The sequence below is a fragment of the Streptomyces sp. NPDC040405 genome (assembly GCF_055595765.1).
Genome location: NZ_JBVIVI010000013.1, coordinates 67,096 through 92,811, shown reverse-complemented (window position 1 = coordinate 92,811; position 25,716 = coordinate 67,096). Strand labels below are relative to the sequence as shown.

The 25,716-nt window shown below is 70.3% G+C and carries 23 protein-coding genes; 12 read left to right on the top strand and 11 right to left on the bottom strand.

Features of this window, described 5'->3' with window-relative positions; all coding sequences use genetic code 11:
• Genes ACZ59A_RS37385 through ACZ59A_RS37375 form a run of 3 tightly spaced genes read right to left on the bottom strand, consistent with a single transcriptional unit; the run spans position 1 to position 2,302 of the window.
• Complete coding sequence (locus ACZ59A_RS37385; protein WP_470968282.1) at positions 1-1,041, bottom strand: alpha-ketoacid dehydrogenase subunit beta; 1,041 nt, start codon at positions 1,039-1,041, stop codon at positions 1-3.
• Entirely contained in the window at positions 1,038-2,135 is a 1,098-nt protein-coding gene (locus tag ACZ59A_RS37380; RefSeq protein WP_470968280.1) for a thiamine pyrophosphate-dependent enzyme, read from the bottom strand. The genes ACZ59A_RS37385 and ACZ59A_RS37380 overlap by 4 nt, the downstream gene beginning before the upstream one ends.
• A complete protein-coding gene (locus ACZ59A_RS37375; RefSeq protein WP_468050299.1) occupies positions 2,132-2,302 on the bottom strand; it encodes a hypothetical protein in 171 nt (56 codons plus the stop codon). The genes ACZ59A_RS37380 and ACZ59A_RS37375 overlap by 4 nt, the downstream gene beginning before the upstream one ends.
• 264 nt (positions 2,303-2,566) lie before the next feature.
• Here ACZ59A_RS37375 and ACZ59A_RS37370 point away from each other — a divergent pair, with 264 nt between their 5' ends.
• Positions 2,567-3,028, top strand: coding sequence for an Lrp/AsnC family transcriptional regulator (locus ACZ59A_RS37370; RefSeq protein ID WP_468050300.1), 462 nt, complete (start codon positions 2,567-2,569; stop codon positions 3,026-3,028).
• Positions 3,029-3,072: 44 nt separating this feature from the next.
• Here the strand turns inward: ACZ59A_RS37370 and ACZ59A_RS37365 are convergent, their stop codons facing one another.
• Both ACZ59A_RS37365 and ACZ59A_RS37360 read right to left on the bottom strand, forming a co-directional pair.
• Positions 3,073-3,843 (bottom strand): FadR/GntR family transcriptional regulator, encoded by a 771-nt coding sequence (locus tag ACZ59A_RS37365; RefSeq protein ID WP_470968276.1) that lies wholly within the window; start codon positions 3,841-3,843, stop codon positions 3,073-3,075.
• Entirely contained in the window at positions 3,840-5,303 is a 1,464-nt protein-coding gene (locus ACZ59A_RS37360) for an amidase (protein ID WP_470968274.1), read from the bottom strand. The genes ACZ59A_RS37365 and ACZ59A_RS37360 overlap by 4 nt, the downstream gene beginning before the upstream one ends.
• Before the next feature lie 148 nt (positions 5,304-5,451).
• Here ACZ59A_RS37360 and ACZ59A_RS37355 point away from each other — a divergent pair, with 148 nt between their 5' ends.
• The 8 genes from ACZ59A_RS37355 to ACZ59A_RS37320 are packed head-to-tail and all read left to right on the top strand — an operon-like array spanning position 5,452 to position 14,121.
• Complete coding sequence (locus ACZ59A_RS37355) at positions 5,452-6,525, top strand: isocitrate/isopropylmalate dehydrogenase family protein (RefSeq protein WP_470968271.1); 1,074 nt, start codon at positions 5,452-5,454, stop codon at positions 6,523-6,525.
• 5 nt (positions 6,526-6,530) lie between these two features.
• Positions 6,531-8,045, top strand: a complete 1,515-nt coding sequence (locus tag ACZ59A_RS37350; RefSeq protein ID WP_470968269.1) for an ABC transporter substrate-binding protein — start codon at positions 6,531-6,533, stop codon at positions 8,043-8,045.
• 16 nt (positions 8,046-8,061) lie between these two features.
• Entirely contained in the window at positions 8,062-9,012 is a 951-nt protein-coding gene (locus tag ACZ59A_RS37345) for an ABC transporter permease (RefSeq protein WP_470968267.1), read from the top strand.
• Positions 9,009-9,887, top strand: coding sequence for an ABC transporter permease (locus tag ACZ59A_RS37340; RefSeq protein WP_470968264.1), 879 nt, complete (start codon positions 9,009-9,011; stop codon positions 9,885-9,887). Before ACZ59A_RS37345 ends, ACZ59A_RS37340 begins: the two co-directional genes overlap by 4 nt.
• Positions 9,884-10,951, top strand: coding sequence for an ABC transporter ATP-binding protein (locus tag ACZ59A_RS37335; protein ID WP_470968262.1), 1,068 nt, complete (start codon positions 9,884-9,886; stop codon positions 10,949-10,951). The genes ACZ59A_RS37340 and ACZ59A_RS37335 overlap by 4 nt, the downstream gene beginning before the upstream one ends.
• The gene (locus ACZ59A_RS37330) at positions 10,944-11,828 is read left to right on the top strand and encodes an ATP-binding cassette domain-containing protein (protein WP_470968259.1); all 885 of its coding nucleotides are present in this window, start codon (positions 10,944-10,946) and stop codon (positions 11,826-11,828) included. The genes ACZ59A_RS37335 and ACZ59A_RS37330 overlap by 8 nt, the downstream gene beginning before the upstream one ends.
• Positions 11,825-13,318, top strand: coding sequence for an aldehyde dehydrogenase family protein (locus ACZ59A_RS37325; protein ID WP_470968256.1), 1,494 nt, complete (start codon positions 11,825-11,827; stop codon positions 13,316-13,318). Before ACZ59A_RS37330 ends, ACZ59A_RS37325 begins: the two co-directional genes overlap by 4 nt.
• Before the next feature lie 5 nt (positions 13,319-13,323).
• On the top strand, positions 13,324-14,121 hold the full coding sequence (locus ACZ59A_RS37320; protein ID WP_470968253.1) for an SDR family NAD(P)-dependent oxidoreductase: 798 nt from the start codon (positions 13,324-13,326) through the stop codon (positions 14,119-14,121).
• Positions 14,122-14,326: 205 nt separating this feature from the next.
• Here ACZ59A_RS37320 and ACZ59A_RS37315 read toward each other — a convergent pair whose 3' ends face one another.
• From ACZ59A_RS37315 to ACZ59A_RS37300, 4 genes are all read right to left on the bottom strand, one after another.
• Entirely contained in the window at positions 14,327-15,904 is a 1,578-nt protein-coding gene (locus tag ACZ59A_RS37315) for an amidase (protein WP_470968251.1), read from the bottom strand.
• Between the two features lie 48 nt (positions 15,905-15,952).
• Positions 15,953-18,220 (bottom strand): arylsulfatase, encoded by a 2,268-nt coding sequence (locus ACZ59A_RS37310; RefSeq protein ID WP_470968248.1) that lies wholly within the window; start codon positions 18,218-18,220, stop codon positions 15,953-15,955.
• Positions 18,221-18,383: 163 nt separating this feature from the next.
• Entirely contained in the window at positions 18,384-19,367 is a 984-nt protein-coding gene (locus tag ACZ59A_RS37305) for a formylglycine-generating enzyme family protein (RefSeq protein WP_470968246.1), read from the bottom strand.
• 51 nt (positions 19,368-19,418) lie between these two features.
• Positions 19,419-20,348 carry a LysR family transcriptional regulator gene (locus ACZ59A_RS37300; protein WP_470968243.1) on the bottom strand — a complete coding sequence of 310 codons (930 nt, stop codon included), beginning with the start codon at positions 20,346-20,348 and terminating at the stop codon, positions 19,419-19,421.
• A gap of 134 nt (positions 20,349-20,482) precedes the next feature.
• Here ACZ59A_RS37300 and ACZ59A_RS37295 point away from each other — a divergent pair, with 134 nt between their 5' ends.
• Positions 20,483-21,751, top strand: a complete 1,269-nt coding sequence (locus tag ACZ59A_RS37295) for an MFS transporter (RefSeq protein WP_470968241.1) — start codon at positions 20,483-20,485, stop codon at positions 21,749-21,751.
• A 21-nt stretch (positions 21,752-21,772) separates the two neighbouring features.
• Here the strand turns inward: ACZ59A_RS37295 and ACZ59A_RS37290 are convergent, their stop codons facing one another.
• Positions 21,773-22,561 carry an ABC transporter permease gene (locus tag ACZ59A_RS37290; RefSeq protein ID WP_470968238.1) on the bottom strand — a complete coding sequence of 263 codons (789 nt, stop codon included), beginning with the start codon at positions 22,559-22,561 and terminating at the stop codon, positions 21,773-21,775.
• Between the two features lie 247 nt (positions 22,562-22,808).
• Here ACZ59A_RS37290 and ACZ59A_RS37285 point away from each other — a divergent pair, with 247 nt between their 5' ends.
• The gene (locus ACZ59A_RS37285; protein WP_470968236.1) at positions 22,809-23,705 is read left to right on the top strand and encodes a dihydrodipicolinate synthase family protein; all 897 of its coding nucleotides are present in this window, start codon (positions 22,809-22,811) and stop codon (positions 23,703-23,705) included.
• A gap of 10 nt (positions 23,706-23,715) precedes the next feature.
• Here the strand turns inward: ACZ59A_RS37285 and ACZ59A_RS37280 are convergent, their stop codons facing one another.
• Positions 23,716-24,918 carry an erythromycin esterase family protein gene (locus ACZ59A_RS37280; protein ID WP_470968234.1) on the bottom strand — a complete coding sequence of 401 codons (1,203 nt, stop codon included), beginning with the start codon at positions 24,916-24,918 and terminating at the stop codon, positions 23,716-23,718.
• A 58-nt stretch (positions 24,919-24,976) separates the two neighbouring features.
• On the opposite strand from ACZ59A_RS37280, the gene ACZ59A_RS37275 reads away from it, so the two are divergent.
• Positions 24,977-25,690 carry a TioE family transcriptional regulator gene (locus tag ACZ59A_RS37275; protein ID WP_470968232.1) on the top strand — a complete coding sequence of 238 codons (714 nt, stop codon included), beginning with the start codon at positions 24,977-24,979 and terminating at the stop codon, positions 25,688-25,690.
• The last annotated feature ends 26 nt before the right edge of the window (positions 25,691-25,716 follow it).

The window sequence follows — 25,716 nt, the reverse complement described above, 5'->3', positions numbered from 1 at the left end:
TCACCCGGCACACACCCGGTCGACGGCGTCGAGGACGCGGTCGAGATCCGGCAGGTAATCGCCCTCCGCCCGCGCCGGCGGATAGGGGACGTTGTAGCCACCGACCCGTTCCACGGGGGCATCGAGGTCGTAGAAGCAGTGCTGCATGACCGTCGCGGCGACTTCGGCGCCCAGGCCGACGTTGACGGGCGCCTCGTGGACGACCACGACGCGTCCCGTCTTCGACGCCGAGCGGCACAGTGCGCCGGTGTCGAGCGGAGACAGCGAGCGGAGGTCGAGGACTTCCAGCGAACGGCCTTCGGAGGCGGCGACCTCGGCCGCGTTGAGCGCCACCGCGACCATGGGCCCGTACGCGACCACGGTGGCGTCGGAGCCCTCGCGCAGCACCCGGGCGCGTCCCAGCGTGTCGCCGTCCACGGGACGGTCGAGGCCGACCTCGGCCCGGTCCCAGTAACGGCGCTTGGGCTCGTAGAAGATGACGGGGTCGTCGCACGCGATCGCGGCGCGGAGCAGGTCGTACGCGTCCTGGGGGTGGCCGCACGCCACCACGCGCAGTCCGGCCGTGTGGCAGAAGTACGCCTCGTTCGACTCGCTGTGGTGCTCGACCGCGCCGATCCCGCCCCCGACCGGGATCCGGATGGTGACGGGGAGCCGCAGCAGCCCGCGGGAGCGCGCCCGCATCTTCGCCAGCTGGCTGACGATCTGGTCGAAGGCGGGGTAGACGAAACCGTCGAACTGGATCTCGCAGACCGGTCGGTACCCGCGCAGGGCCAGGCCGATGGCCGTCCCGACGATCCCCGATTCGGCCAGCGGGGTGTCCACGACGCGGTCGCCGAACTCGGCGGCCAGGCCATCGGTCACCCGGAACACCCCACCCAGGGAGGCGATGTCCTCGCCGAGCAGAACCACCCGCTCGTCGTCGCGCATCGCCTGCCGCAGGCCCTCGTTCAGCGAGCGCCCGAGCGTGAGCGCGGTCGTGGTCGTGGCGGCCTCGTCCTGGGTGTCTTTCCCGGCCGGGGCGGCCGCGGCGGTGGTGGTCACAGGAAGGACTCCTTGAACGTCTCGAAGGCTTCGCGTTCACGCCGCAGGGACTCGGGCTCCTCGCACAAGGTGGCGCGGAAGGTGTCGCTCAGAGACGGCTCCGGAAGGGCACGGCATTCCCGCCGCGTCCGCGTGGCCAGCTCCTCGGCGTCGGAGGCGACCGTGGCGAAGTAGTCCTCGTCGGCCCAGCCGCGCGCCGTGAGCAGCAGGCGCACGCGCTCCACGGGGTCGTGGGCCTGCCACCTGGCCGCCTCGGCCTCGTCGCGGTAGCGCTTGGGGTCGTCCGATGTGCTGTGTCCGGACATGCGGTAGGTGTGCGCCTCGATGAACCCCGGTGCGCCACCGGCCCGGACCCGCTCGACCATGCGCCGTGTGGCGGCGTGGACGGCCAGTACGTCGTTGCCGTCCACGGACACCGCGTCGAGTCCGAATCCCTTCGCACGCTCACTCAGCGGGCTCGCGTACTGCTTGCTCGCGGGTGTCGAGATCGCCCATCCGTTGTTCTGGCAGAAGAACACGACGGGCGCCGATGTCACCGCCGCCCAGTTGAGCGCCTCGCTGGCGTCCCCCTGGCTGGAGGCGCCGTCACCGAGGTAGGTGAACACCACGCTGTCGGCGGCGTCGTACCGGACGCCCATCGCATAGCCGACGGCGTGCAGTGTCTGCGTGGCCAGCACCAGGCTGTAGATGTGGAAGTGGTACCGCTCGGGGTCCCATGAGCCGTGGCTCGCGCCACGCCACTGAGACAGCAATTCCGTCGGCGAGATGCCACGGCACAGGGCCGCCACGTGTTCGCGGTAGGACGGGAAGACCCGGTCGTCCGCCCGGAGGGCGCGGATCGATCCGGCCTGTGCCGCTTCCTGCCCGAGGGACATCAGCCAGAGTCCCAGCTCACCCTGGCGTTGCAGGGAGTACGCCTCCTGGTCGAGGCGGCGCCCGAGCACCATGTCGCGGTACAGCCCACGGACCAGGTCGCCGGTCACCTCGAGCATGTCAGCGGCCGCCTGTTCGTCCAGCGTCCCGGCCGGATCGACCAGCCGCAGGACGCCGTCGGCGGAGGCCGCGGCGGATGACCCACCGGAGTGTGTGCTCATCCGTTCCTCCAGACGACCTTGACGACTTCGAGCGACCGGTTCAGGAACTTGATGAGCTGCCGCAACCTGATCTCGTCCGTCGTGTCCACCTCGATGGTGATGCGCCGCAGCCCGTCGATGGGCTCGGCGACGTCCATGGTGAGCACGTCGAACTGGCGATGCGCCAAGATCAAGGCGACCCGGGCGACCGCCAGGGGCGTGGCGACGACATCGATCCGCAGTACGGCACCACGAGGGCGTGTGCGGGGCTTCAGGGCTTCTGGGGGGGCAGCGCGTGTCGCTGACTGTGTCGCGGCTGACATGCGGACACGTTTTCAAGGGCCCGATCCGTGCACAACACACGTGTGCGCAGCGGTGCGCAGTACGCTCTTCTCGGGAAGTCCATCGCGTCGAGAGTGAGCATTGCGGGAAGCCCTGCTTACACTTGCGGCATGTCGGCACCCGCACACCTCGACTCGGTCGATCTGCAGATCCTGGAGTTGCTTCGAGCCGACGGGCGGCGCACCGTTCGTGACATCGCACGCCTGGTGCAGCTCTCCCCCGCACCGGTCCGTCGGCGCATCGCCCGTCTGGAGGAGTCGGGAGTCATCACCGGCTACACCATTACGACGGATCAGGCCAAGCTCGGCCAGGGCCTTCAGGCGGTCACCGAGCTGCGTTTCACGGGCGACACCGATATCCACGACATCCTGGAATTCGCGTCGACGCTGCCGGAGGTCGACGAGGTGCTGACGCTCACCGGCGATGTGGACGCACTCGTCCGGCTGCATGTCGACAGCGTCGACGACCTCCAGAAGGTGGTCAATCGGCTGCGTCGTAAGGGCGTTGGTGTGCTTCAGACGAAGACACTGATCGTCATCGACTCCTGGCAGCGCGGAACGCCCGTGCCCTGAGGTGGTCAGGACACGGGCGTTCAGTGCGCGGCAGGGGGCTTCGGTCAGGCCCCTTCGTCATCGTCCATGAGCGCGAGCAGCGGCTCCCGCTCGTCCTCGGGGACGTAGCCCGCGTAGTACTCGTAGAGCTTGCGCCGCGAGATGCTCGCCGCCGCCGGGCCGTCCCCGGCCCGGATCGCCTCCAGCACCTCCTCGTGGTGGCGGAGCGACTCCCGCATCAGCGCCGTGCTGTTGTGCGAATGGGCGACCTTGTCCGAGATCAGCGAGAGGACCGCGCCCCGGACCACCTGGTTGCACACCTCGATGAGGGAGTTGCGGCTGGCCACCGCCACCGCCTCGTGGAACGCGACGTCCGCCTTGCTGAACTCCTCGTACCCGGTCTCGATCGCGTCCGACATGACGGCGAGCGTCCGCTCCATGACGGACAGTTCCTCCTCGGACCGCAGCCGCGCCGCCAGCAGGCTCGCCGACCCGTCGAGGATCATGCGGAACGAGATCAGCTCGGCCATCGACACATTGTCGAACTGGACGAGCCGGGCCATCTCCTTGGTCATTCGGGCCGACGAGAACGGCAGGATCTCCGGCCCGTTCGGGTCCCCCGGGCGCGAGCGGACGAGGCCGTTGCTCTCCAGCACGCGCAGGGCCTCCCGCACGGTGGGCCGGCTCGCCCCGAACTGTGTCACCAACTCCCGCTCACTCGGCAGCCGTTGCCCGGGCTTCAGGTCACCGCGCGCTATCGCCTGCTCGATCTGTTCGACGATGCGCTGGTAGAGCCGTACCGGCGCTACCTGCCGGAACTGTGCCCCGTCGCTCAAGGCTTCTCCCCTTCGGGCGTGGTCGATGTCGTCTTCTTCTCCCCCGTGGGCACGCCGTGGACGTGGTCCGGCCAGGCCGGGACCGCCTCGGCAGGCCGGTTCCGTTCGTACCATGCCGCCGCTCTCAGGACGCCGAGATCGTCGAAACGGCGGCCCGAGATCTGCACCCCGACGGGACGGCGGTCCGCCGTAAAGCCGCAGTTGACCGTCGCGGCGGGCTGTCCCGACATGTTGTACGGCGCGGTGTAGCCGATGTGGGCCATGGTCTTGGCGTCCTCCGAGAACGGCATCGGCTGCTCGGCGGAGAACGCGGCGACCGGAGCCACCGGCGAGAGCACCAGATCGTAGGGGAGCGTCGACGCCACGGTCCGGGCCTGGATGCTCATGATCTGCTGGTAGCACTGGAGAACCCGCGTCCCCGGCACGTCCGCGCCGCCCTGACACCATCGGATGATGTGGGGGTGGACGCGCAGCCGCGCCTCGGGCGTGAGGGCGCGGAAGTCGTTCCAGGACCGCACCCGCAGGAACAGATCCAGGTCGTCCAGCAGCTCCTGGGTCATGAACGGCTCGACCGGCTCGACGATGGCTCCCGCCGCCTCGAAGGCCTCGGCCGCGCGGTTCACCGCGGCGAGGATCTCGGCGTCGCACGACTCCCCGCAGCCCGCGTTCAGGTGCACTCCCACGCGCAGTCCGCGCACGTCGCCATCGAGCGCGGACCAGTCGATGTCCTGCGGCGGCAGGCTCGTCCAGTCCCGGGGATCCGGCTGGCTCAGGACGCTCATGAGCAGGGCCGCGTCCGCCACGGTACGGGTCAGGGGACCGGCGGCGCGCCCCAGGTACGGGGCGTCCAGCGGGATCCTCCCGTAGCTGGGTTTGAGCGTGGCCAGGCCCAGCCAGGTGCCCGGCAGCCGGATCGATCCCCCGATGTCCGTGCCCACGTGGAGCGGGCCGTATCCCCCGGCGGCCGCGGCCCCGGCACCGGAGCTGGAGCCGCCCGTGGTCCAGTCGGGGTTCCAGGGGCTGCGCGAAATGCCGTGCCTGCTGGAGACGCCCGAGGAGAGCATGCCCCAGTCCGGCATCACGGTCGACCCGAGTATCACCCCGCCCGATTCGAGGACCCGCGCGGTGATGGGCGCGTCCGCGTCGGGGACGACCGGCTCGGTGCCCGCGTTGCCGGAGGGCATCGGGACGCCCCGGCGGGCCACGTTCTCCTTCAGGGTCACGGGCACGCCGTCGATGGGCCCGAGCGGCTCCCCCGCCGCCCATCGGGCCTCGCTGGCCTGGGCCGCCTTACGGGACTCGTCCGGATCTCGCACCCAGAACGCGTTGAGTACACCTTCCCGCGCCTCGATCACCGACTGGACGGCGTCGTGGACCTGGACCGGCGAAAGTGTGCGGTCGGCGAATCCGGCGACCATCTCCACGGCCGGCAGGACGGCCAGGGCCTGTTCGGTGAGCACCCGCACTCTCCATTCTCCCCCAGCTACCGCTGGGCGGTGCCCCGGCGATCCCGGGGCGTTCGAACCCTTGACAGGAACAGCTTCAGTCGACACGGTACCTGGCAAGCGAGCTTACTGGTCAGGCCAGTGATAACGGAAGGTGGCGTCCATGACGCGGGACTCCAAGGTCGTACGGCTTGCGGTCATTCCGGGCGACGGAATCGGCCCGGAGGTCGTCGCGGCGACCGTGCCCGCACTCCGGGCCGCACTGGAGGCCGACGGCCACCGGCTCGACGTGACCTCGTTCGACTGGGGAGGCGAGCGGTTCCTGACGCAGGGAGCGGCGATGCCACCCGATGCGGCCGACCTCGTCAAGAAGACGGAGGCCGTGTTGTTCGGCGCCGTCGGGCGTCCCGACGTGCCGGAGCACGAGCTGGTCTGGGGCTTGATCATCGGCCTGCGGCAGCAGCTCGACCTCGCCGTGAACCTCCGCCCGGTGCGCGCCTTCCCCGGGGTTCCCACCAAGGTGCGCGACACCGATGGCGTGGACCTGGTGATCGTGCGGGAGAACACCGAGGGCGAGTACGTCGGCGCGGGCGGCGTGGCGCACGCCGGGAGCGGACACGATCTCGGGATCGAGGTCGCCGTGCACTCCCGCCGTGCCATCGAGCGCGCGGCGCACCAGGCCTTCGCCCTGGCGGGCCGCCGGTCGGGGCGGCTGTGCCTGGTGACCAAGTCCAACGCGATGCGTTACGGCTATCCGCTGTGGGACCGGGTGGTGCGCGAGGTCGGCGAGCAGTACCCACAGGTCCAGCTGGAAACGGTGCTGGTCGACGCGATGGCCGCCCGTATGATCCAGGCTCCGCGCTCCCTCGATGTGCTGCTCGCCAGCAACCTGTTCGGCGACATCCTGTCCGATCTCGCCGCGGTGCTCGCGGGCGGTATGGGCATGGCGCCCAGCGCCAACGTCCTGCCCGGTGCGGAGGTGCCGGGGATCTACGAACCCGTCCACGGCTCGGCGCCGGACATCGCCGGAAAGGGCGTGGCGAACCCGGTGGCCTGCCTGCTCTCCGGCGCGATGCTGCTCGAGGACCTCGGACACGCCGGCGCGGCCCGCCGCGTCCGCGACGCGGTGGCGGACACCTTGCGAGATACCAGGCACCACACGGCCGACCTCGGCGGCAACGCCACCACGGCGGACGTCGCATCAGCGGTTCTGCACGCGATAGAAAACCAGGGGTAGGACGCATGAAATATCACAAGCGGCTGGCGCGGCACCGCGGGGCGGTCGCAGCCACGCTCGCATGCCTGCTGCTGGCTTCCTGCTCGGCCGGGTCCACGGCAACCGGCAGCGTGGGGAAGAACTCCCTGAACATCGGTCTCGGCGCCGAGCCGGCCAACTTCGACTTCACCAAAACCGCAGGTAACGCCATTCCGCAGGCACTGCTCTACAACGTCTACCAGAACCTGGTGAAGCTGGACCAGTCCGGCAAGATACGGCCCCAGCTGGCCACGTCGTGGAGCATGTCCAAGGACCGCAAGACGTACGTGTTCCATCTGGTGAAGGACGCCAAGTTCAGCAATGGCGCACCGTTCACAGCCGAGGACGCGAAATTCTCCATCGAACGCGTCACGTCCGACTGGACGGTGATACAGAAGTCCCAGATGGACGTCGTCGACACGGTGCGGGCGGTGTCGCCCACCGAGCTGAAGGTCACCCTGAAAAGGCCGAGCAACGACTGGCTGTACCGGATGACCACCCGCGTCGGCGCGATGTTCAGCCGGACCGGCGTGAGCAAGCTGGCCACTGAGCCCGTGGGCACCGGCCCGTACGTGCTCAAGAAGTGGAACCGCGGCGACTCGATCACGCTGGCCCGCCGTGAGGGCTACTGGGGGCGCGAACCGCACTTCAAGTCGGTCACCCTCAAGTACTTCAAGGATCCGACGGCCATGAACAACGCGCTACTCACAGGCACCATCAACGTGATCGGCGATATGCAGTCCCCGGATACTCTGTACCGGTTCCAGAACAATCCGAAGTTCAAGGTCATCGAGGGCTCGACCAACGCCGAGGTGGTCCTCTCCCTCAACAACAAGTCGGGCCCGATGCGGAACCAGAAGGCCCGTCAGGCAGTCCGCTATGCCATCGACCACAAGGCCCTGATGGACACCTGCTGGGCAGGCCGCGGGAAGCTCATCGGCAGCATGGTCCCGCCGACCGACCCGTGGTACCAGAACCTCACGAACCAGTATCCGTACGACCGGAACAAGGCGAAGAAGCTCCTCAAGGAGTCCGGCCAGGCCGGCCATACGTTGCGGCTGCGCATTCCGACGCTGCCTTATGCCACCGCGTGCGGCACCGTGGTCAAGAGTCAGCTCGAACAGGCGGGTTTCAAGGTCAAGCTCGACCAGCTGGAGTTCCCCGCCGCCTGGCTGAGCACCGTGTTCAAGAACGGCGACTACGACATGTCCATCATCGGCCATATGGAGCCCCGGGACATGCAGACCGTGTTCGGAGGCAAGGGCTACTACACCGGCTACGACAGCCCTGAATTCCGCGCGTTGCTGAAGAAGGCGGACCAGGGCACCAAGAAGGATCAGATCACCTACATGCGGGCGGCTGCCCGGCTTCTTTCCAAGGACGCCGCGGCCGACTGGCTGTTCCTGCTGCCGTACCTGACGGTGGCGGACAAGGACATCACCGGCCTGCCGGTGAACTACGTCTCCGAGTCAATGGATCTCACCGGCCTGGGCCGGTCGTGAAAGGCGGCCTCAACTCATGATTGTCCGTCTATTCCAGCGGCTCGGGATCCTCCTGGTCAGCCTTGTCGTGAGCTCCGTGCTGGTGTTCGCGTTCATGGCGGTGCTGCCAGGGGATCCGGCCCGCGTCGCCCTCGGCACCAGCGCGTCGGAATCTGCCGTGGCGCAACTGCGCGGGGAGTTCGGGCTCGACCGGCCGCTCGTGGCCCAGTATTTCAGCTGGATCCACGGGCTGGTGACCTTCGACCCGGGCACCTCCTACATCTCCCACACGGAGATCGGCCCGCAGATCGCCGACCGCCTCCAGGTCACCCTGTGGCTCGTCGGCACCGGGATGGCGATCGCCTGCATCCTGGCAGTCCCCATGGGCATCCTCATGGCCGTCCGGCACCGCAGGCCCTCCGGGCTCATTCTCTCGGCCCTCTCCCAAGCCGGCGTGGCCGTCCCGGCCTTCCTCGCGGGCATCCTCCTGATCACCGTGTTCGCGGTGGGGCTCGGGTGGCTTCCGGCGAACGGCTGGACACCCCCGGTGCAGGATCCGGTCCTGTTCCTCAAACAACTGGTGCTGCCCGCGCTCTCCCTCGGAATGGTGCAGGGGGCAGTGCTCACCCGCTATATCCGCAGCGCTGTGCTCGATGTCCTCCGGGAGGACTACCTGCGCACCGCTCGCGCCAAGGGACTTCGCCCGACGCAGGCGCTGGTGCGGCACGGCCTGCGGAACGCGTCGGTGCCCGTGGTGACCGTCCTGGCGTTGCAGCTCGCCACGCTGCTGGTGGGCGCCGTAGTCATCGAACGGGTCTTCGTCATCCCCGGGCTCGGGAGCCTGCTGCTGGACAGCGTCTCCAACCGGGACCTCATCCTGGTGCAGGACGTGGTCATGATCATTGCAACGGCGGTGCTGCTTGTGAACTTCTTGGTGGACATGGTCTATCAGCTGATCGACCCGCGGCTCAGGGGAGGCGCGTCATGACTGTTCTGGACACGGAAGCGGTCGGCGCGTCCGCGGCGACCGACGACCGCCGACGCCGCCGCCCGATGACGGGCAGCCTCTTGGTAGGCGGTTTCATCGTCATGGTCGTGTTCGGCCTGGCGCTGCTGTCCTTCGTGTGGACCCCGCACGACCCGACTCTGGTGAACACCTCGGCGCGGCTGCAGGAGCCGTCGCTGGACTACTGGTTCGGCACGGACAAGTTCGGCCGCGACGTGTTCAGCCAGATCCTGATGGGCTCGCGCACCACGCTGTTCGTCGGCTTCGTGGCGGTGGGGGTCGCCGCCGTGATCGGAGTGCCGCTCGGTATCGTCGCCGGAATGGCGCCCGGCTGGCTCGGTGAACTGCTGATGCGCGGCAACGACCTGCTTCTCGCCTTCCCGGCGCTCCTGTTGGCCATCATGTTCGCCGCCGTGTACGGCGCCAGCACACTGGTTGCGATGGTCGCCATCGGCATCGCGTCCATACCCCATTACGCCCGGTTGATCCGCGGCGGCACGCTGCAGGTCATGAAGGCCGAATACGTCATCGCCGCGCGCGCGGCGGGCCGCGGGCCGTTCTCGATCGGCCTGCGGCACGTCCTGCCCAACGTCAGCAGTCTCGTCATCGTGCAGGCGTCCGTCGGTTTCGCCATCGCCGTACTCGCCGAAGCCGCGCTGTCCTTCCTGGGCTTCGGAACCCCGCCCCCCACACCGTCCTGGGGCCGGATGCTTCAGGAGAGCCAGGAGATGCTGTCGGTCGCCCCCCGGCTCGCCGTGTTTCCGGGCATCGCGATCGCGGTGGTGGTGCTGGGATTCAACCTGCTCGGTGACGGCCTGCGGGACCGTTTCGACCCCAAGCTGGAGGACCACCGATGATCCCGGCACCTGACACGGCACCGGCCTCCGGACCGGGCTCCACCGAGGGCCGCGACGATGTGCTGACCGTGCGGAACCTCAACGTCGCGGTGGGCGATCGCAAGCTCGTCGAAGACGTCGACTTCACCATCCGGGCCGGCGAGCGGGTCGGCCTGATCGGCGAATCCGGCTCGGGCAAGTCGCTGACCGCGCTGAGCGTCATGGGCCTCCTCCCCGAGGGGCTGCGGACCACGGGGTCGGTGCGGCTCGCCGGAGTCGGCCACGACCTGGTGGGGGCCGACGAGGCGCGGATGTCCCGGGTGCGGGGCAAGGAGATCGCCATGGTCTTCCAGGAGCCCATGACCGCCCTCAACCCCACGATGAGGGTCGGGCGGCAGATCGCCGAGGTGCTGCTGATCCACCGGACCAGGCCCGACCGCGCCTCCGCCCGGGCCGCCGCCGTGGAACTCCTCGCCCAGGTGGGGCTCCCCGACCCCGCGACCGCCGCCGACGCCTACCCGCACCAGTTCTCCGGAGGCCAGCGGCAGCGGGTGGTACTGGCCATCGCCCTCGCCAACGACCCCGCGCTCCTGGTCTGCGACGAACCCACCACCGCGCTCGACGTCACGGTGCAGGCACGGGTGCTCGACCTCATCGTGCAGGGTGTCCAGGAGCGCGAGTCGGCCATGCTCTTCATCACCCACGACCTGGCCGTGGTGGCCACCGCCTGTGAGCGGGTCATGGTCATGTACGGCGGGCGAGTGGTCGAGTCCGGCCCGGTCCGGGAAGTGTTCACGCGCCCCCGGCACCGCTACACCAAGGGGTTGATCGGCGCCTCGGACCTGACCGTGGTCGACGATCGCGGCCGGCTGGTCACGATCGGCGGGTCGGTCCCGCCGGCGGGCCGGTTCCCCGCCGGCTGCGTCTTCAGGAACAGATGTCACCAGGCGACCGAGGAGTGCGCCACCAGGCCGGAGTGGGTTCCGGTCGGGCCGGACTCCGGCTACGCCTGCTTCCACCCGGTACCCGAGAGCGGTGCCTCCGGCACCGGCGTACCCACGAACCAGGAGGCCGGCCGTGGCTGAGCAGCCGACCAGCGCCCCCCTCGCCCCCGGGCCGGAGACCGCTGACCCCGTTGCCGCCATCAGCGTCCGCGGCGTCACACGCGACTACCGGCGCACCCGTACCTCGCTGCGCCGCCCCAACCCGCCGGTGCACGCCCTGCGCGGCGTCAGCTTCGACATCCAGCAGGGGCAGCGGTTCGGCATCGTGGGTGAGTCGGGGTGCGGCAAGTCGACCCTGCTGCGGATTCTGGCCGGGCTCGACCATCCCACCAGCGGCAGTGTCGCCATCGACGGCCGGGACATCACCGGACTCCGGGAGAGCCGGCTGAAGTTCGTCCGCGAGCGGCTCCAACTCGTCTTCCAGGACCCGATGAGCGCACTGGACCCGCGCATGCGCGTCGGCGACATCGTGGCCGAGCCGCTCGTCGCGCAGGGGCTCGGGAACCGCAAGGAGCGGGTGGCCGAGCTGCTCGAGGCCGTCGGCCTTCGCGCCGACGCGGCGAACCGGTATCCACACCAATTCTCCGGCGGCCAGCGGCAGCGCATCTCGATCGCGCGGGCCCTCGCCCCACGCCCGAAGATCATCGTGGCCGACGAGCCGGTGAGCGCCCTGGACGTGTCCGTACGGGCCCAGGTGCTCAACCTCATCGCCGACCTCGTCGACGAGTTGTCCCTCACGCTGGTCTTCGTCTCCCACGACCTGTCCGTGGTGCGCCATGTGTGCGACCGGGTCGCGGTCATGCACGCCGGACAGATCGTGGAGAGCGGGGCCACGGAGCAGGTGTACGAGGACCCGCAGCATTCCTACACACGCAGGCTGATCGCCGCCGTTCCGACCCTGGGCAAGGCACTGTCCGGAGTGTCGGCGGCCGACCTCAACCGGGAGTACCGACCGTGACCACCCACGCCCATCCCGCCGACGGTGAATTCCCCGTGGCGAGGGAGTTTCCCGAGGGGCTTCCCCTCGGCGACCACTGGGTCGAGGCACCCGCCACCGAGGATGTCCGCTTTCCCTACGACGGGACGCTCGTCGCCCGGGCCCCCGTCGGAGACACCGACCTCGCCCGCCGCGCGGTGGACGCGGCCCTCGCGGTCCGCGGGCAGGTCGGGCGGCTCCCCTCGCACACCCGCAGGGCCGCGCTGCTCGCGACCCATGAGGCGATCGCCTCCCGGCGCGCGGACTTCGAACGGCTGCTGGTGCTGGAAACAGGCAAGCCGCTGGTCGACTGCCGGGTCGAGGTGGACCGCACCCTGCTGACCCTGCTGACGGCGGCCGAGGAAGTGGCCCGGCTGCACGGGGAGACGGTGCCGCTGGACCTGCTGCCGTCGGGTGAGGGGCTGCTCGGCTTCTGGACCCGTAAGCCGATCGGCGTGGTCGTGGGCATCTCGGGCTTCAACTACCCCCTGCTGCTCGCCACGCACAAGATCGCGCCGTCGCTGGCCGCGGGCTGCCCGGTCATCGCCAAGCCCGCCCCGCAGACCCCGCTGGCCACCCTGTGGCTGGTGCACCTCCTCCGCGAGGCCCTGCGCGCCGAGGGCGCGCCGCAGGCCGCGGTGCAGCTGGTGACCGGGGGTCCCGAGGTGGGCGTCACGCTGACCACCGACCGCCGGATCGGGGCGGTGTCGTTCACCGGCTCCGCCGCCGTGGGCCACCAGATCGCCCGGGACGCGGCACCCACCAAGGTGCTGCTCGAACTCGGCTCCAACGCCGCCCTGGTGGTGGCCGCCGACGCCGACCTCGACGCCGCCGCCGACGCGGTCGTGCGCGGCGGGTTCTACGCGTCGGGCCAGGCGTGCATCAGCGTGCAGCGGGTCATCGTGGTGGACTCCGTACGGGAGGAGTTCGTGGCCCGCCTGACGGAGCGCGTGCCCCGGGTGGCCGTGGGCGATCCGCGCGATCCGCTGACCCGCGTCTCGGCGCTCATCGACAAGCGGTCGACCGAGCGGGTGCGCGCGTGGCTGGCGGAGGCGGTGGAAGCGGGGGCGTCCCTGGCGGCCGGAGGCCGGGTCGTCGACGGGGTGATCGAGCCCACCGTGCTGCTCGACGTGGACCGCCCCGTCGCCGTCTGGGACGAGGAGGTGTTCGGGCCCGTGGTCGCGGTGCGCTCCGTGCCCGACCTGGACACCGCCTTCGACATCGTCAACGACTCGCGCTACGGACTGCACGCGAGTGTCTACACCAGCGCCCTGGACACGGCGTTCACCGCTCTGGACCGCCTGGAGGTGGGCGGAGTGGTCGTCAACGAGGTTCCCGGCTTCCGTTCCGACGTCATGCCCTACGGCGGCGTGAAGGACTCCGGGGCCGGAAGGGAGGGCCCGAGGTTCGCCATCGAAGAGCTGACCGTGACCCGTATGGCAGTGATCCGCCCGACGACAACGAAGCCGTGAGGACCATGCAAGCAAAGGACCGCAGCGATGCGGTGGAAGCGTACTCCCGCCTGTTCAGGCTCGACGGCCGCAAGGCCGTCGTGGTGGGCGCGGGCAGTGGAATCGGCCGTGAGAGCGCCCTCGCCCTCGCCGCGCACGGCGCCACGGTCGTGTGCGCCGACCGGGACCTGACGGCGGCCGAGGAGACGGCGTCGATGGGGCAGAACCTCTCCGCGCACGCCCTCGATGTGCTCGACGGCGAGGCGGTCGCACGGGCCGCCGAGGAGCTGGGCGCCGTCGATGTGCTCGTCTTCACCGCCGCGACCAACGTGCGCAAGCCCCTGCTCGACTACACGGCCGACGAGTTCGAGCGGGTCGTGGCGCTCAATCTGCGCGCCTCCTTCGACCTGGTGCGGGCGTTCGGCCGTGGCATGGCCGAACGTGGCGGCGGAAGCATCATAGGCTTCAGCTCGATCCGCGCGGTGACCGTCGAGCCGGGGCAGGGGGTGTACGCCGCCACCAAGGCCGGGCTCGTCCAGATGCTGCGGACCGCGGCGGCCGAGCTGGGCCCGTCGGGCGTGCGGGTGAACACCGTCGCCCCGGGCATCGTGGACACCCCGCTGACCGCGCAGATCAGGGCCGTGCCGGAGTGGTCGGAGGCGTACGCGACCAAGAGCGCGCTGGGCCGCTGGTCCCGGCCGGACGAGCTGGCCGGTGCCGTCGTCTACCTCGCGTCGGACGCGTCGTCCTTCGTCACGGGGAGCCAGCTCTTCGTGGACGGAGGCTGGACGGCGATCGACGGACGCTATACACCGCCCAGCTGACCGGACTCCGACGGGTCTACGCCACCGCCGCCGGGCACCGCGATCACAGCGGTGCCCGGCGGCGGTGGCGTGTGGGTGGGCCGACGGATGCGCAGCGTCCCCACCGTGCCCTTGCCGGATGGCCGGACGGTTTGGCCGCCCCACTGACCCACGACGGCCGCACGCAGCAGCGTGCGGCCGTCGTGCCGGGGGCAAGGTCGCAGCGTCAGGCTCCGGCGAGCGGGGCGTCGGCGCCGTCTTCCGCTCGCCCGGACGGGGCGTCTGCCAGACCGTGGTTCAGCTCCAGTGCGTGCGCCGCGCCGATGACCACCCCGTCATGACCGTGGCCGCCCACGAGCATCATGCCGACCGGTAGACCGTCGACCAGACCGGCGGGGACGTTCAACGCGGGGTGCCCGGTGTGGTTGAACGCACAGGTGTTCGCGATGAGTCCGGGGTCGAGGGCCAGTTCGGTCAGCTCGACCGCCGAGGCGTCGGCATCGGGCAGCGGCGGCGCTGTGGTGCGGACGGTGGGCAGGACGAGGACGTCGACGTCCTCGAGCAGCTGGTCGTACTGCTGACGCAGGCGTATCGCCAGGTTCTGCGCCTTGGCGTAGTAGTGGCCGCCGTAGACATCCCACAGGTAACCGCCGACGGTCGCCGCGTATTTGACGCTGGCGAACAGCAGATCGGAGTGGAGCGCCCGGCCGCGGGCTGCCGCCAACGCCACCTCGGCGTCGTAGAAACCCTTGCCGGGCAGCCCGATTCCGTTGCCCTTCAGCATGAACTGCGCCCCACCCTGCAGCAGCACCGAGGAGTGGATGTCCATCGCGTAGGAGTGCAGCGGTGCCGAGACGTCGACGATCTCGGCACCGAGCGAGGCCAGCAGCGCCACGCGCGCCCGTACGGTCTCATCAACGGCGCTCTGCGCCTCATCGGCGGTGAATCCCTCCGTGAGCACGCCCACGCGCAGCCCCCGGAGCGAATCCCCCAGCATTTCGCCGTATGCCGGTACGGTGGTCTGCGCCCGCTGGCGCGGGTCGAGACCGCCGTCGAAACCCGCGATCACTTCGAGCAGCGCCGCGAGGTCCCGGGCGGTCCTCGCCATCGGCCCGACGTGGTCGACGCTGGGATCAATCGGCAGGCAGCCGGTGTACGGCACCAGACCGTAGGTGGGCTTCAGCCCGTAGATTCCGCACTGCGCAGCCGGGATCCGGATCGAACCGCCCTGGTCGGCGCCGATTCCGACGTCACAGGCACCGCTGGCGACCAGTGCCGCGACGCCGCTGGAGGAGCCTCCGGCCGACCGGGAGGTGTCCCACGGGTTGCGGACGAACCCATCGACGGAGGAGACGCTCGCACCCGACAGGCACAGGTCTTCTGTCGTCCCGATGCCGGTGATCCGGCCGCCGGCGTCAAGTACCCGGGTGACGATGGTCGCGTCGTAGGAGGGTGTATGTCCCCGCAGCAGCTGGGACCCACCGCCCATCGGAACACCGGCCACCGGGATCATGTCCTTCAGCGCCACGGTCCGGCCCGCCAGCCGCCCGGTGTCGGCCCCTCGCACATCGCAGCGGACCGCCCACGCGTTCAGCGGATTGTCCTTCGCGTCCGGCCGCTGCGAACCGGCCCTGGGGTAGCGGACCGGCAGTTGGTGGCCGCTCACCTCGTCCAGCCTCTCGCACGCCCGGAGCGCGCCCTGTCCGAGGGTGAGCATCATCCGAAGCTCGTCGTCGTCCATCGTGAGCCCGGCGTTCTCCGCGGCTCGCCTGACCGCGTCGAGAGAAAGCGGCGGAAGTGTCATCTCTGCTCCTTTGGGTGCGTGGAACTGGAGGAGGCGGGCGGGAGCGAATCAGTCGATTCGCTCGAAGGGTGCCTCGCTCTCTTCGTCCGGCGCGACCGTGAAGACGACCTTCTCGAACTTTCCGGTGAACGCGAATTCGCCGTCATAGCTCGGCGAGGAGGGCGACAGGGTGTCCCGGCCGACGTCGAGGCCCTGCCATCCGAAGAAGTGCGGGAGGACCCGCGGAATGACCTCGTCGCCGGCCGGCCTTCCTGACACGTACAGGTGTCCGACACCCTGCATGTCACCGGTCTTGACGAATTCGAAGGTCAGCTCCGCCGGGCCGGTCGGGAGTTCCTCCTCCGAGGTCACCGTGTACCGGGTGCCGAGGAAGTTGTACTCGTAGACCAGCCGATTGTCCTTGACGTACAGGACGTATCCGCTGCTGATGTTGCCCAGGGACACCAGGACACCCTCGTCCGACGCGGTGGCCCGGTCGACGAACGCGGTGATGCGGTGTGCGCGGTTCATCACCGGTGGCACCGCGGCGCCGGGCAGATGGGCCATGCCGGGGTAATAGGTGAAGGTGGTGCGCTTGCGCGGAGAGCCGGGACGCGGAATCTTCGCCCGGAGGGCGAATCCTTGGTCGTCCAGCGGCAGCACATCGTATTTCCCTGCTTCCACCCAGAAGCGGGAGATCATCTTCTGTAGTTGCTCGGGCCGCGCCTGCGCCAGATCGTTGCATTCCGAGAAGTCGGTGTCGTGGTGGTAGAGCTCCCACTGGTCCGCGTCGAAGGACGTTCCGCGTTCGTGGTAGGCGACGGCCTTCCAGCCGTCGTGCCAGATCGCGCGGTGCCCGAACATCTCGAAGTGCTGGGCGTCCTTGCGCGTCGGCGCGGTCGGCGAGTCGAAGGTGTAGCCCATGCTGACACCGTGGATCGGCATTTGCGGGATGCCGTTGTAGACCGCGGGAGCTTCCAGACCGAGCAGTTCGAAAAGAGTCGGGGCGATGTCGGTGACATGGTGGAACTGCTGCCTGATCTCGCCGGTACGCGGCAGCCCCCGGGGCCACTGCACGATGAGCGGGCAGCGGACGCCGCCCTCGTGGGTGTTCTGCTTGTAGCGCTTGAACGGCGTGTTGCCCGCCTGCGCCCAGCCCCAGGGGTAGTTGGCGTGAGCGCGCGTGGTGCCGATCTCATCGATCCGCGCGAGCATCTCCTCGAAGTCCTCGGGCAAACCGTTCTGATATGCGGTGGGGTTGAGCGACCCCTTCTGCCCGCCCTCCTGGCTGGCCCCGTTGTCCGAGAGCAGGATGGTGATGGTGTTCTCCATCCGGCCTACCTGCTCCAGGAACTCCATGAACCGGCCGATGTGGTGGTCGGTGTGGTCGACCATCGCCGCGTAGGCTTCCTGGAGGCGTGCGGACAGCTTCTTCTCGTCGTCCGGCAGCTCGTCCCAGGGAAGGACCCCGGGGTTGTGCGGCGCCAGTTCGGTGCCCTCCGGCAGGATGCCCCGTTCGATCTGGCGGGCGTGCCGGGTGGCGCGCTCGACGTCCCAGCCGTGGTCGAACCGGCCCCGGTACTTCTCCAGGTATTCCTGAGGAGCCTGGTGCGGGGCGTGCGCCGCACCGAACGCCATGTACATGAAGAAGGGCTTGTCCGGAGTGACCGACGTCTGGTCCCTGACGAATTCGATCGCCCGGTCGACGATGTCCTCACTGAGGTGATAGCCCTCTTCCGGGCTCTTCGGCTGATCCACGGCGTGGTTGTCGTAGAACAGCTCCGGATAGAAGCTGTCCGTCTCGGCTTCCAGGAATCCGTAGTAGCGCTCGAATCCGCGGGACAGCGGCCACTGGGTGTACGGCCCGGACGCGGTGGTCTGCTCCATCGGCGCCAGGTGCCACTTGCCCACGGCCATGGTGTTGAAGCCGTTGTCGCGCAGCACCTCGGGCAGTATCGCCGCGGCCTTGGTGATCTGTCCGCGCCCGCTGGGGAAGCCGGTGTCGAAGTTGGACAGCATGCGCATACCGACGGAGTGGTGGTTCCGGCCGGTCAGCAGGGAGGCACGGGTCGGCGAGCACAGCGTGGTGGTGTGGAAGTTCGCGTAGCGCAGGCCGCCGGTGGCGAGGGCGTCCATGGCCGGGGTGTCGATGTCCGAGCCGAAGCAGCCGAGGTCGGAGAAGCCGACGTCGTCGAGCACGATGACCACGACATTGGGCGTGCCCTCGGGAGGCGTTTGTTGCTCGGGCCACCACGGAGTCGACTCCTCGTAGGTGGTGCCGATCTTGCCTTGGAAGGTCCCGCTCGCGGACGGCGGGGGCGGAGAGGCGTTGGTCATCCAGAACGCTCCTTTGCGCGGCCGGCAGGCCCCCCTGGAGGCTCCGGGACGGCGCCCAGGTTAACTGGCCTTACCAGTAATATGGGCGTCAGTCTCACCCGCTCCCGTTGCCTGTGTCAACCACCGTGACCCCCCTGCCGGGGGCCGGAGGTGCGTGTGTTTCTCAGCCGGTGCCGGGCAGGTCCGCGGCGCAGCGGAACCCCATATGGCCGGTGCTGCTGTCGGGTGTGTTGGAAGTGCGGGCGGCGACGCGGTAGCGGTTGCAGTACGACGCGTGACACAGATAGGAGCCGCCGCGGATCACCTTCGCCTCCCCGGCGGAAGGTCCGGCCGGGTCCTGGCGGGTCTCCGGGCGGTCGGCGGCGTGCCATGTGGTGCTCCACCAGTCGGAACACCACTCCCAGACATTGCCCGAGGTGTTGTACAGGCCGAGGTTGTTGGCCCGGTAGGTCTTGACCGGCGCGGTCCCCAGATATCCGTCTTCGCCCGTGTTGACCTGCGGGAACTCCCCCTGCCAGATGTTGCAGCGGTGCTTCCCGCGGGGCAGCAGCTCATCCCCCCAGGGGAAGCGGGAGCGCTCCAGACCGCCACGCGCCGCCCTCTCCCACTCCGCCTCCGTGGGCAGGCGCTTGCCCGCCCAGGCCGCGTAGGCGGACGCGTCGCGCCAGGAGACGTGGACGACGGGATGGTTCGACAGCTCGGTCCAGGACGACCCCGGCCCGTAGGGAGCCCGCCAGCACGCCCCGTCCACCGCGAGCCACCAGGGCGCCTGCGCCACCGCGCCGTCGCGCACCATGCGCCGGGCGTCGGGGTGGACGAGTGCGTAGAACACGAAGGACCAGCCGTAGCGCTCGGCGTCGGTGCGGTAGCCGCTGCCGCGCACGAACGCCGCGAACTGCCGGTTGGTGACGGCGGTCGCGTCGATGAGGAACGGCGACAGCCGCACCTCCCGGACCGGGCCCTCACCGTCCTCGGGAAACGCGTCGGCGTCGTCGCCGCCCATCAGATACGCCCCGCCGGGAATGCGCTGCATGGCGCGGAGCGCCTGTGCCCGGTCCCGCTCCGGGGCCCGGAGCCCCGGCGCGATGGACGGCTCGGGGTTCTCGTGGTCGCCCCCGGACATGGGAGCGCAACATGCGCCTGACATCGTTCCTCCGACTGCGGCCGCGGTTTCGTGGGCTCGAGCGTACGACCCCGGTCACCGCGCCCAGGCGGGTGTCCAGGTCCCGGCGCCGGAGTCGCCGAACCGTCCGGAGCCGAAGTGATCGCGGAGGGCGGCGAGGGCCGGGTGGGAGTTGTCCCGGTGCCACAGCAGGGAGTGCGGGTAGACCGGGGCCGGGTCCCGCAGGGCGAGGCGGCGCAGGTCGTGGTCGGCGGGCCAGACGAGACGGCTCTGTTCGCCGACGAACGTGGACAGGGAGCGGGAGCCGGCGATGGTGTCGAGCACGGGCTCGGTGCCGAATTCGGGGCCGGTGATCTCGATGGTGAACCCGAACGCGGTGGCGAGGTCGTCGTAGTAGGCCGTCGACTCGCTGCCGGGAACGAGGCCGGGCATCCAGATCCGCTGTCCGGCCAGGTCGGCGGGGCTGACCGCCGGTGCGTCGGCGAGTTCATGGGCCGGTCCGGTGAGCAGCTGGACGGGCTCGTCGAAGGCCCGGGCGGCGCCGATGTCGTCGGGGAGCTTCCGGCCGGGCATGGTGACGGCGCGGAAGGACGCGTCGACGGCGCCGGAGCGCAGGGCGTCGACGGCCGTGTCGACGTCCACGAGGGTCACGACGTCCAACTCGACCTCGGGGTGCGCGCGCTGGAAGCCGCCCAGCACGGCGGACGGGGCGAGCCGTCGGCCGATCACGTCGACGCGCAGCGCGCGGCGGCCGGGGCGCACGGAGTCCACTGCCCGCGCTTCGGCCCGGAGGAGTTCACGGGCGTGGGGCAGAAACGCCTGTCCGTCGATGGTGAGCTTCGCTCCCCGCGCGGTGCGGGTGAACAGCCGCACTCCGAGGATCCTCTCCAGCGTGGCGATGCGCTTGGAGACGGCCTGCTGGGTGACCGCCAAGTCGGCGGCGGCGTCCTGGAAGCGCCCCGTCTCCACGGCGGCCACGAAGGTGCGTACAGCGTCGAGATCCACGCCGGGCAGGATACGCACAACCGTTGGTTGTGCCGCACGGCGCATCGGTTGTTTGATCCTGGCGTTCGCTCCTCGCTTTGATATCGGCGGTCAGCGCGGGGTTGTCCGGGTCGGCGGCGAGAGGTGCGTGGGGCATGTTGGGCAGGCGGGGGCTGGGGCGGCGGTTCGCATGGTTGTGGGCGGCGTTTGCGGTCAGCTCGTACGGCACCTCCCTCGGGTTCGGCGCCTTTCCGCTGATCGCGGTCCTGGTGCTGCACTGCGGACCGGCCGAGGTGTCGGCGCTGGCCGCCGCGGGGCGGGCCGTGGGGGCCGTGGTCGCGGTGCCGCTCGGTCCGTGGATGGAGTTCCGTCGTAAGCGGCCGGTCATGGTGGCGATGGATCTGACGCGGTTCGCGGCGATGATGAGCATCCCCGCCGCGTTCGCGCTCGGCCGGCTCACCTTCGCCCAGCTCCTCGCCGTCTCCATCACGGTCGCCGCGGCCAACATCGCCTTCAGCGCGGCGAGCGGCGCGTATCTGAAGGGGCTCCTGCCGCCGGCGGACCTGCTCACCGCGAACAGCCGCTTCGAGTCCACGACATGGACCGCGACGGTGGTCGGACCGCCGCTCGGCGGGGCCGCGATCGGGATGTTCGGCCCGGTGACGACCGTCGTGGCCGATGCGGTCAGCTACCTGCTCTCGGCGCTCGGCATCCGCGCCATCGGCGGGACGGAGCCCCGCCCCGAGCGGACCGGCGCACCGCGGCCGCGCGCGGGCGATCTGCTCGAAGGGTGGCGCCACATCCTCACCCATCCCGCGCTGCGCCCGCTGTTCCTCAACGCGATCGTGGTCAACGGCCTGATCATGGCCTCCGAGCCGCTGCTCGCCGTCCTTCTGCTGGGCCCCCTGGGGTTCGCACCCTGGCAGTACGGCCTCGTGTTCGCGGCCCCGTGCGTCGGCGGCCTCATCGGCTCCCGCGTGGCGCGCCCGCTCGCCGCCCGGTTCGGGCGGCACAGGGTGCTGCTCGTCGCCGGGACGCTGCGCGCGTGCTGGCCGGTCGGGCTGGCGTTCGTCCGGCCCGGTGTCCCCGGGATCGTCCTGGTCATGGCCCTCCAGTTCGGCCTGGTGGCCTGCATCGGCCTGTTCAACCCCATGCTGGCCACGTACCGGCTCGACCACACCGACCCCGGCCGGGTCGCCCGCACCCTGACCGCGTGGTCGGTCAGCAGCAGCGCCGCCATCGCGGCCCTGACCGCGCTGTGGGGCCTGCTGGCCGCTCTCACCGGTCCCCGTACCGCGATCGCCGCCGCCGGAGTGCTCCTGCTGGCCACCCCGCTGCTGCTGCCGCGCCGCGAGTACGCCATCGACCGCCCGTCCGATGGTCCTCCGCCGCACCGGCACCCGTCCCGGGCGGGAGAGAAGTGACCTGCCCGGTTCCGGGCGGGTTCATCCGCGGCCGTCCCTGGGGCGGTGGAGGTGGGCGCGCGCGACGAGTTCGACGGTGCAGGCAACGGCCACCGCCTGGATCGCCATCAGGGCGACGAGGACGAACAGCTGCACCGCTCCCGCGGCGACCGGGCTGGCCCCGCCCAGCAGCATGCCGACAAAAGCGCCCGGGAGCGTCACCAGACCCACGGTCCGCGTCTGGTCGAGACCGGGCAGCAGGGCATCCGACGCGGCCGGGCGCGCGATCTCCATGCGCGCGTCCCGGTCCGACAGCCCCAGGGCCATCCCCGCCTCGACCTCACCGTGCCGAAGCCTGAGTTCGTCCAGCGCCCGCCGCCCAGACAGCACGGTCGCGGTCAGCGCTCCCCCGATGAAGATCCCGGTCACCGGGATCAGCACGATGCCCTTCAGGGGCACCAGGCCGGTCAGCATCAACAGGCCCACGACCGGCAGCACGCTCCCCGCGATCGGCCACAGCGTCCACCACCACGACCGGTCCGGTGTCAGGCGCCGCCCGGCGGTCCACACCGCCACACCCAGCATCAGGACCAGGAAGGCCACCGTCGCAGGGCCCGAGCCCACCACCTTCGCGATGACCGTGGACACGACGGCCAGCTGGACCGTGGCACGCACACCGGCCAGCAGAACCTGCCGGGCCCGGTGCGTGTCCGCGTCCGGCGACAGGTGGAACAGGGCGACGACGCCGATCGCGGCCAGGAGGAGGACGACGAGCAGCACCGCCAGCGTGGTGTCGACCGGCAGCAGGGAGGAGGCTGCGCTCAGACGCATGGTGCGGGCTACCTTCCGTGACGGCTTCCGCTCTCGCCCGCGCCACGCGCCTGGCCGCGGCCGATGGAGGGAAGCGTACGCCGTGGTGTGCGGGGGCTTGCTGATCACCACGAGGAGCGCTCGGCAGCCCGGCCGAGGGGCGGGCACGGATGTGGGCGCGGAGATCCTGGATCTTCAGGAATCACGGTGACCGTACCGCCGGACAGGTCGATACTCGGAGCCATATCCCCATCCCGAGGAGACCGACATGTTCCGCGGCCTCAGCGCCTTCCCGCTCACCCCCACCACCGAGACCGACATCGACGAGGCGTCGTTCCGTACTCTCGTCGCCCGTCTCGCGGCCGCCGGGGTCGATTCGATCGGCGCGCTCGGCTCGACCGGCGGCTACGCCTACCTCTCCCGCGAACAGCGGGCCCGGGCGGCGCGGATCGCCGTCGAGGCCGCCGAGGGCGTACCGGTCATGGTGGGCATCGGCGCACTGCGCACCGCGCAGGTCCTCGCGCTCGCCGAGGACGCGCAGAAGGCGGGCGCGTCCGCGGTGCTGCTCGCCCCGATGACCTATCAGGCCCTCACGGACGAGGAGGTGTTCGGCCTCTACGAGGACGTCACCCGCGAGCTGTCGGTGCCGCTGTGCGTGTACGACAACCCCGGCACCACCCATGTCCACTTCACCGACGAACTCCACGCCCGGATAGCCCACTTGCCGAACGTGGCCGCCCTCAAGATTCCGCCCCTGCCCGCCGACCCGGCCCAGGCCGAGGCCCGCGTCGAGACGCTGCGAGCCCTGCTCCCGGACACCGTCACCATCGGTGCCAGCGGCGACTGGTCGGCCGCCACCGGGCTGAACGCCGGATGCGAGGCGTGGTATTCGGTCGTCGGCGGCCTGTTCCCCGCCACCGCGCTCGCCCTGACGCGTGCCGCCCAGGAGGGAGACGCCGCCCGGGCGACCGCCCTGTCGGAGCGGCTGGAACCGCTGTGGGAGCTGTACCGCACGTACGGCAGCCTGCGCGTCATGTCCGCCGCCGCCGAACAGTTCGGCCTGACCGACCGGCCCAACCTCCCCCGCCCCTTCCGCGAGTTGACCACTCTCGCGCGTCAGGAGCTCGCGGCGGTCCTGGCCTCTCTGGGGCTTACGGACCGCTGACCGGGTGGCCCTAGTCCTGCGGGACGTCCCTGACGAACACGATCCCGTCGGTTCCGGCCAGGTGTGCCGGGTCGAAGGAGGAGTAGCCGTAGTACGGGGACACGCGGGGAGCGGGCCGCGTGTCGCCGAGCGCGGTGGCCAGCCGGGAGGCATCGACGACGTAGCGGTCCTCCGGGAGCGCGTACAGGAGTCCTTCGACGGTGTCCGGTGGCGGGGCATCCACCCCCTGGTGCCGGATCGTGCCGAGAGCCGTGGCCAGGAAGGCGTACTCCGCGCCCAGGTGGGAGTGCACGATCGCGCCGGCGCTCCACCACTCCAGCCGCAGGCTGCCCATCCGCATCGTGCTCTTGTCCCGCTGGAGATGGCCGTTGTGGGCGTGGACAAGTGCTGGGCCCCGATCGGCGATGGCGAGGAGGTTGTCGGCCATCATCTGGCCCCGCAGGCCCACCAGCCGCGTCATGCGGCTCGGTGAGGTGTCGGCCATCCAGTGGTGGTAGCGCAGCAGGCCGGTGGCGGTGCGCCCGTACAGGCGTGCCCGGTCCCAGTCGTCCCGCGAGCCGACCGTGATCAGGTGCGGTGTCTCCGCGTCGAGCAGCGCCACCAGATCGTCGGCGAGCAGTCGCAGCTCCCTGGCCTCGGCCGACTGCCCCACGGACTGGGCGGGGTCCATCATGGCGGCGGAGTTGGTCCACCGGTCGTCGGCGCCGAGCAGCCGGTCGAGCGTTTCCGCCGTGCAGGGCAGCAGGTCCGCGTCGACCCGGGCCGAGAGGTAGTCGTGGAGTGCGGTGAGGGCCTGCCCGGGGCTCGCGGCGCCGGTGATCTCCAGCGGGCCGTCGAAACCGGCGAAGCGGAGCCGCTCGGACGCGGGTCGGCCATCGTTGGTGGCGCGCATCCAGCGCACGAGTTCGCGGTTGGCCGCGGACTCGCCGAACCCGTGGCTGAATCCATGCTCCATGACCTCGTCGAGGGTGCCCGTACCCGTGGTGACGTAGTCGTCCACGAGCAGGCCCCGCACGCAGTCACTCTCGATCGCGATCGTCCCGTAGCCCTCCTGCTCCACGAGCTGCCGGAACAGCTCGTTGCGCACGTCGAGCAGAGTGTCCTCGCCGTGGGTGGGCTCGCCCAGGGCGAGCAGCCGCGGCCGGGCCGGGAGCAGCCGCATGACGGCGGCGGCCTCGACGGCATGGGCGGTGTCCTTGATGTCGGTAGCCATGGCTTCAACGGTATCGTTGAACTTTCGGTGGAAACTTTTCCGCAATATCGGCAGGACAATGGGACGAAACCTTCAAAGCAGTGAACGGCTCAGGCCGGTCGATCTGGCGCGCGGGCACGGACTGTCCACCCAGGCGGTCAGGAATTACGAGGAGTCCGGCATCCTTCCGGCCGCCGGTCGCACACCCCACGGCTACCGCACCTACACCCCGCTGCACGCGCGAGCCCTGCGCGCGTTCCTCGCCCTGCTGCCCGGCCACGGCCACCGGACGGCGACGTCGATCATGCGGGCGGTGAACGAGGGCTCGGCCGAGGAGGCGTTCCGTCTCATCGACGAGAGCCACGCCCAGCTCCTCGACGACCGCCGGACCCTCCAGGCCGTGGAGAACGCCCTCCGCGACCTGGAGCCCACCACGGCGTCCGGGCCCGGGGCCACGTTCATCGGGCCGCTGGCAGAACAGCTCGGCCTCCGGCCCGCGACGCTGCGCAAGTGGGAGCGCGCCGGGCTGGTGCGCCCGCGCCGCGACCCGCTGACCGGGTACCGCGTCTACGACGAGGCCGACGTACGGGATGCCCGGCTGGCCCACCAACTCAGGCGGGGCGGCTATCTGCTGGAGCAGATCGCCCCGCTGATCGCCCAGGTGCGACAGGCGGGCGGGCTGGAGCCGCTGGAGGCCGCGCTGTCCGACTGGCGCGGCCGACTGTCCGCCCGCGGACGGGCGATGCTGACCGGGGCCGCCGAGCTGGAGGCGTACCTGCGCGAGCGCGGATGAGAGGTCGGTGGCCAGCCGAAGCCCTG

Coding starts and splice junctions, on each gene's coding strand:
- ACZ59A_RS37345 (WP_470968267.1), top strand. CDS start 8,062: ATGATTGTCCGTCTATTCCAGCGGCTCGGGATCCTCCTGGTCAGCCTT.
- ACZ59A_RS37335 (WP_470968262.1), top strand. CDS start 9,884: ATGATCCCGGCACCTGACACGGCACCGGCCTCCGGACCGGGCTCCACC.
- ACZ59A_RS37290 (WP_470968238.1), bottom strand. CDS start 22,561: ATGCGTCTGAGCGCAGCCTCCTCCCTGCTGCCGGTCGACACCACGCTG.
- ACZ59A_RS37340 (WP_470968264.1), top strand. CDS start 9,009: ATGACTGTTCTGGACACGGAAGCGGTCGGCGCGTCCGCGGCGACCGAC.
- ACZ59A_RS37280 (WP_470968234.1), bottom strand. CDS start 24,918: ATGGCTACCGACATCAAGGACACCGCCCATGCCGTCGAGGCCGCCGCC.
- ACZ59A_RS37315 (WP_470968251.1), bottom strand. CDS start 15,904: ATGACACTTCCGCCGCTTTCTCTCGACGCGGTCAGGCGAGCCGCGGAG.
- ACZ59A_RS37370 (WP_468050300.1), top strand. CDS start 2,567: ATGTCGGCACCCGCACACCTCGACTCGGTCGATCTGCAGATCCTGGAG.
- ACZ59A_RS37285 (WP_470968236.1), top strand. CDS start 22,809: ATGTTCCGCGGCCTCAGCGCCTTCCCGCTCACCCCCACCACCGAGACC.
- ACZ59A_RS37320 (WP_470968253.1), top strand. CDS start 13,324: ATGCAAGCAAAGGACCGCAGCGATGCGGTGGAAGCGTACTCCCGCCTG.
- ACZ59A_RS37350 (WP_470968269.1), top strand. CDS start 6,531: ATGAAATATCACAAGCGGCTGGCGCGGCACCGCGGGGCGGTCGCAGCC.
- ACZ59A_RS37380 (WP_470968280.1), bottom strand. CDS start 2,135: ATGAGCACACACTCCGGTGGGTCATCCGCCGCGGCCTCCGCCGACGGC.
- ACZ59A_RS37275 (WP_470968232.1), top strand. CDS start 24,977: ATGGGACGAAACCTTCAAAGCAGTGAACGGCTCAGGCCGGTCGATCTG.
- ACZ59A_RS37310 (WP_470968248.1), bottom strand. CDS start 18,220: ATGACCAACGCCTCTCCGCCCCCGCCGTCCGCGAGCGGGACCTTCCAA.
- ACZ59A_RS37305 (WP_470968246.1), bottom strand. CDS start 19,367: ATGTCAGGCGCATGTTGCGCTCCCATGTCCGGGGGCGACCACGAGAAC.
- ACZ59A_RS37295 (WP_470968241.1), top strand. CDS start 20,483: ATGTTGGGCAGGCGGGGGCTGGGGCGGCGGTTCGCATGGTTGTGGGCG.
- ACZ59A_RS37355 (WP_470968271.1), top strand. CDS start 5,452: ATGACGCGGGACTCCAAGGTCGTACGGCTTGCGGTCATTCCGGGCGAC.